General features: G+C 52.9%; 4 protein-coding genes. 2 read left to right on the top strand and 2 right to left on the bottom strand.

Annotated elements, in window-relative coordinates; translation table 11 throughout:
* A partial coding sequence (locus ACEW8P_RS07985) for an ATP-binding cassette domain-containing protein (RefSeq protein WP_373512564.1) occupies positions 1-363 on the bottom strand: 363 nt, incomplete at its 3' end.
* Positions 364-609: 246 nt separating this feature from the next.
* On the opposite strand from ACEW8P_RS07985, the gene ACEW8P_RS07980 reads away from it, so the two are divergent.
* Positions 610-966 (top strand): hypothetical protein, encoded by a 357-nt coding sequence (locus ACEW8P_RS07980; RefSeq protein ID WP_373512563.1) that lies wholly within the window; start codon positions 610-612, stop codon positions 964-966.
* A gap of 31 nt (positions 967-997) precedes the next feature.
* Here the strand turns inward: ACEW8P_RS07980 and ACEW8P_RS07975 are convergent, their stop codons facing one another.
* Positions 998-4,339, bottom strand: coding sequence for a glycoside hydrolase family 2 TIM barrel-domain containing protein (locus ACEW8P_RS07975; RefSeq protein WP_373512562.1), 3,342 nt, complete (start codon positions 4,337-4,339; stop codon positions 998-1,000).
* Positions 4,340-4,560: 221 nt separating this feature from the next.
* Between ACEW8P_RS07975 and ACEW8P_RS07970 the strand changes: the two genes are divergently transcribed.
* Positions 4,561-4,929, top strand: a 369-nt coding sequence (locus tag ACEW8P_RS07970; RefSeq protein WP_373512561.1) for a carotenoid biosynthesis protein, incomplete at its 3' end; no start/stop codon positions are given.

Genomic DNA, 4,929 nt, shown 5'->3' with positions numbered 1-4,929 from the left:
GCAAAGCTGCACCATTTCTTCCACTCGCGCAGAGAGGGATTTTCCCTTCATGCCGTACAGTTTTCCCACAAAAATCAGGAATTCCCGCACGTACATATCCAGATAAAGTGGATTGTGTTCGGGCAGGTAGCCAATAGCGCGGCGGGCGGCCATCGCATCGTCGGTCAGGTCGTGACCTGCCACCACCACCCGGCCTTCGGTGGGCTTAAGGTAACCCGTCAACAGCTTCATGGTCGTGGATTTCCCGGCTCCGTTGGGGCCAAGGAAGCCTACGATCTCGCCCGGGCGCAGCGAAAAGCTAAGCGAGTCGATAGCCTTCTGAGTGCCGTATTGCTTGGTGAGTTGTGAAACCAGGATGGACATGCGTGTAATTTTTTCGAAATAATGAATTCTTTTCTTCTAAAGAAAATTCTACTGATTTTCAGGATAACCAAACAAAATTCTTTAGGAGCTATTTCCCTGTCCTCTGCTGTTTGTTGTTCTCTAAATTATACAATACAATAGTATCTTTATAGTCAAGTGTAGTTATTTTCAACTAAATGCATAAAATATTATATTTGCTTAAATCAGTTATAATTATTTTTTTTAGTCAAAAAATACAATTTACTCATGCATGCTATACGTTCTTGCTTCGTTACGCTTTGCGCGATTTTGCTGGGCGGTTTTGAGGCTATCTCCCAAGACGAAACTAGGGTGAGGGTTGACCCTGGTGTATCGGTACATAACTATAAGCACTCGCACAAGGCTAAAAAGGCCCAAATGATGCAAAAAGTACCGCGTCGAAGTCGGTTTTCTTCGCGTGTGGGCATCGTGCCGCGTTCCGTCAATACGCCTCGTGCAATCACTCAGGTCAACACGCCCAAGTACAGGCGACGCTCGGTTTTATCCTTTTTCAGAGGCTCCAACCCCACGCCAACCCGTCTCAATCCGCTGACAAATCCCGGAAACTACAAGACCCAGCACTAGCTGGTTCCGCCATGTCAGCGTGAAGAACAGTTTACCGTTGCCGCTGGGTATAAGTCTTTTTCGTAAAAGGATAGCGGGCCGGTGCCTTCTTTACGGGTGGCTGCGCGGCAGCTTCCTCTTCGCCTTCTTCCAGTGTGGCTTCGCCACCCGTGCCCGGACTTAGAGTTTTAGCAAAAATTGGTAACTTACTATGTACCAGCGCAGGAATATCATCTGCCGTGTCGATAGGGCGCAGTCGGAACGAGTAGCTGTATGCCTTAGCGGGTAGTTGATAGGGCTCGTGAACCCGTGGTGTCCAGCTATCATCGCCGCCCAGCCCCATCTGAGCCAAGTCGATATTCACAACGGTTGCGCTGTCTTTCTTCAACGAAACGCCAGGCTTTTTGGCGGCCAGCAGGGCAGCGTCGGTGTAGTTGTGAACGCTGATATTAAACAGCGAATCGCTTAGTGCCAAGATGCCCAGCCCATCGGTATCAGTCACCGCCAGCCATCGGACGTCGGTTTTGTTACCATTTTCCTGCGCCATAATGTAAGGGAAATGCTGCTCGTCCACTGTACCATTGTATAGCCCGACTTTCGCGCTGCTTTTGCGGTCAGCGTAGGTTTCGTAGGGACCGCGTCCATACCACTGTACTTTATCGTAGCGAAGCGGCATCTCGAACTGCAACCCAACCTTTGCGAAGGGTGGCCAAGTACCATTGGGTGCAAAAGTAGTTTGTAGATGTACGTCGCCCGTGGCATAAACAGTGTATAGCGAACTAACCAACAGGCCACCTTCCTTCCCTTGCAGACTTTTGATAAGACTTACCTTATATACATGCGCGTTGACCTTCTCGACCCGAAGGTCAGATCCCATCAGTTGCAGCGAATCCAACCCGGCCTCGCGCCAGCGGGCCGCGTAGCTTTTGTCCCCGCCACCTTCGTCGTTGTCGGTCGGAACGCGCATGAAGTTGGCGTACAGGCCACTCCTCAGCAACTCCTTGCCTTTGTACATAAAGGAACTCATGCGAGCCGTTTTCTTGTCGAAACTCACCGAAAACTGCTGGCCCGCTACCGTAATGCCTTTGCCACGTGTCAGTGTGAGGCGCAGCGGTGTTTTGCCAGCGTAGCTAATTTCAGCTAGTTGCCCGGTTGGTACCAGCACCCGCATCTGCCGCCCGGCCACTTCGTGGCCTGCTGCCGCCCAACTCGTATTTTCCTTCAACTGCACGCTAAGATTGAGGAAATATTCCGCCCCCGGTGATGGGTTGGCCGGAATTTGATAGGGAATACTTACTTCTTGCGTCTGTCCGGCGGCGGTAGTGAGGTTATCCACCGTACCTTTCTGAATCGGCTTGCCGTTTTCCATCAGCGTCCAAACAAGGTTGAAGGGGCTCAGCGACTGAAAATCGTAGGCATTGCGCAGCTTGATCTGCTGCTGCGCGGTCTGGATCGAATCTGGAACTTCGAATTTCACGTACTGATATACCCGCTTGACTTCATTAATCTCCGGCTGCGGAGTGCGGTCGGGGTTCACCAGGCCGTCGCCTGCGTTGGCTCCGTCGATGTAGTTGATATGGTTCCAGTAGTCGCGACCATCGGCAGTTTTAGCGCTCAGGCCCTGATCGACCCAATCCCAGATGAAGCCCCCCTGCATGGTGGGGTACTTTTCGATTACGTCCCAGTATTCCTGCAAGTTGCCGACGCTGTTGCCCATGCCGTGAGCGTACTCACAAACGATTAGCGGGCGTTCGGGATCTTTCTTGACTAATTCGACCAAATCCTGCACTGAAGGGTACATGACCGAAATAATGTCGAAACTACTCAGCGAAGTCGGCGTATAGTTGGCCCGGCCTTCGTAGTGGATGGGTCGGGTAGGGTCGGCCAGGCGGATGTAATCGGCCATCGCGACGAAATTTTCGCCGTTGCTGGCTTCGTTGCCCAGGGACCAGATGATAACCGATGGGTGGTTCTTGTCACGCTCGACCATCGCCCGGCCCCTCGCCAGGAAGGCGGTTTTCCACTCGGGCATATCAGCTAGTATTATCTTTTTGTACCAGAGCTCGTGGCTTTCGATATTGGCCTCGTCCACTACGTACAGACCGTACTGATCGCAAAGGTTGTACCATTCCTCCACATTGGGGTAGTGTGAAGTGCGAACCGCATTGATGTTGTGCTGTTTCATCAGCGTAATGTCGCGGATCATGCTCTCGCGGCTGATGACGCGTCCCGTCTCGGGATCGAACTCGTGGCGATTGACGCCTTTGATGGTAATCGCTTTGCCATTGACCAAAAGTTGCCCGCCCTTAACCTTGACCTCCCGAAAGCCGACAGGCTGGCTCACGGCTTCCAGTACCGTGCCGTCGGGACCCACGATCTGCATCGTTAGTTTGTAGAGATAAGGCGTCTCTGAGCTCCATTTTCGGGGTGAGGTTACGGGTAGTTCCAGCCGAATGGGCAGTTCCCCGCCGGGATCGAGCATCCCGATAGTCTGGGTTTTCGCAGGAATGGCTTTCTGCCCGTTGGCGTCATAAAGTGTCGTTGTGAGGAGGTAGCCGTACTTAGCTTCTTTCGTAAAATTCTTGGCGTACACGCTCACTTTAAGGTTGGCGTTGCGGTAGTCGTCGTCGAGGTCGGTCTGCACCACGTAGTCGCTGACGTGGACGGGTGGAGCGCTGAGCAAATACACGTCCCGGAAAATGCCCGACAACCGCCAAAAATCCTGGTCTTCCAGGTAGCTGCCGTCCGACCAGTTGATAACCTGCACGGCCAGTGTGTTCGGGCCTTCCTGGATTTTAGCCGAAATGTCGAACTCGAAAGGCGTCATGCTGTCCTCGTGATAGCCCAGAGGCTCGCCATTCAGCCATACGTAACAAGCCGACTGCACCCCGCCAAAATGCAGAAACAGCGGCCGCTGCGCCCAATCCGCTGAGACGTTGAAGGTAGTACGGTAAAGCCCCGTGGCGTTGGTATCGGCGGTAATGCGCGGCGGCGTGGCTTCGAAGGGATGCTTAATGTTGGTGAAAACCGGGCGGTCGTACGGTCGATTTTCTTTGGCTCCGACAACCTGCCAATTGGACGGCACGGGCAAGTCGTCCCAGGAGGCGGTGGAGGTAGCGGGCTGAAAAAAATCAGCGGGTACTTTGGACGGGTGCGACACCCATTTGAACTTCCAGGTACCGTTCAGTGATTTGACGAAAGGCGAGTTGTCGGCCGCCGCAAGGGCTTGTTCTTCGGTGGCGTAGTGGGTAAAGCTGGCGCGGGGTCGCTCGGTGTTTTTACTAATTACTTCGGGATTTTCCCAGTCGGGAAGCGGGGTCTGCGCTCGCAGCGCACTATTTGAAATGAATAAAAAACCAACGGCACAAATCAATTCTCTCGGGGCAAAGCGCATAATTCGATTCGGAAACAGGGGAGGTACAAATAAGGTCGAGCATATGTTTTGTGGTGCGGAAAAGGGATTTCTTGCAAAGTAAGGCAATTTTTTGAAAAACAGGCAGGGCGAAAACGTCGTTAGTGCGCATTCTTCACGGCAAAAACCGCTAATTTGCCATTTTCAGCCGAATAGGTGCATTTCCTCATTTTTCTCCGATTATGCCCCAATCCACGCCATTGGTGTCACCCCGAATCCGCCGGATAATTTTCGTTATCCTGCCTCTGATGCACCTCGCCGGGCTGATCGGCCTGAATGTATCGCTGTCGGCACCGCTGTTTCAGCTGCTTACGCCGTTCAATCTGGTGGCTTCTCTGGGATTACTGTTGCTTTTCCATACCGACTTCCGGCCTTCTTTTTGGGTGTATTGTGTGGTGGCTTTTGCCGTAGGATTTCTGGTAGAAGTGGCTGGGGTGCAGACGGGAGTCATTTTTGGCGAGTATGCTTACGGCGATGCGCTTGGCTTCAAGATTGCGGAAGTACCGCTCGTCATCGGCACCAACTGGCTCATGCTTAGCTACCTGTGTGGCAGCGTGACCGACCGTTTGCCC

Source organism: Persicitalea sp., assembly GCF_041751555.1.
Lineage (GTDB): Bacteria > Bacteroidota > Bacteroidia > Cytophagales > Spirosomataceae > Persicitalea.
Note: the sequence above shows the minus strand (reverse complement) of the source record. Positions and strands in the feature narration are given on the sequence as shown.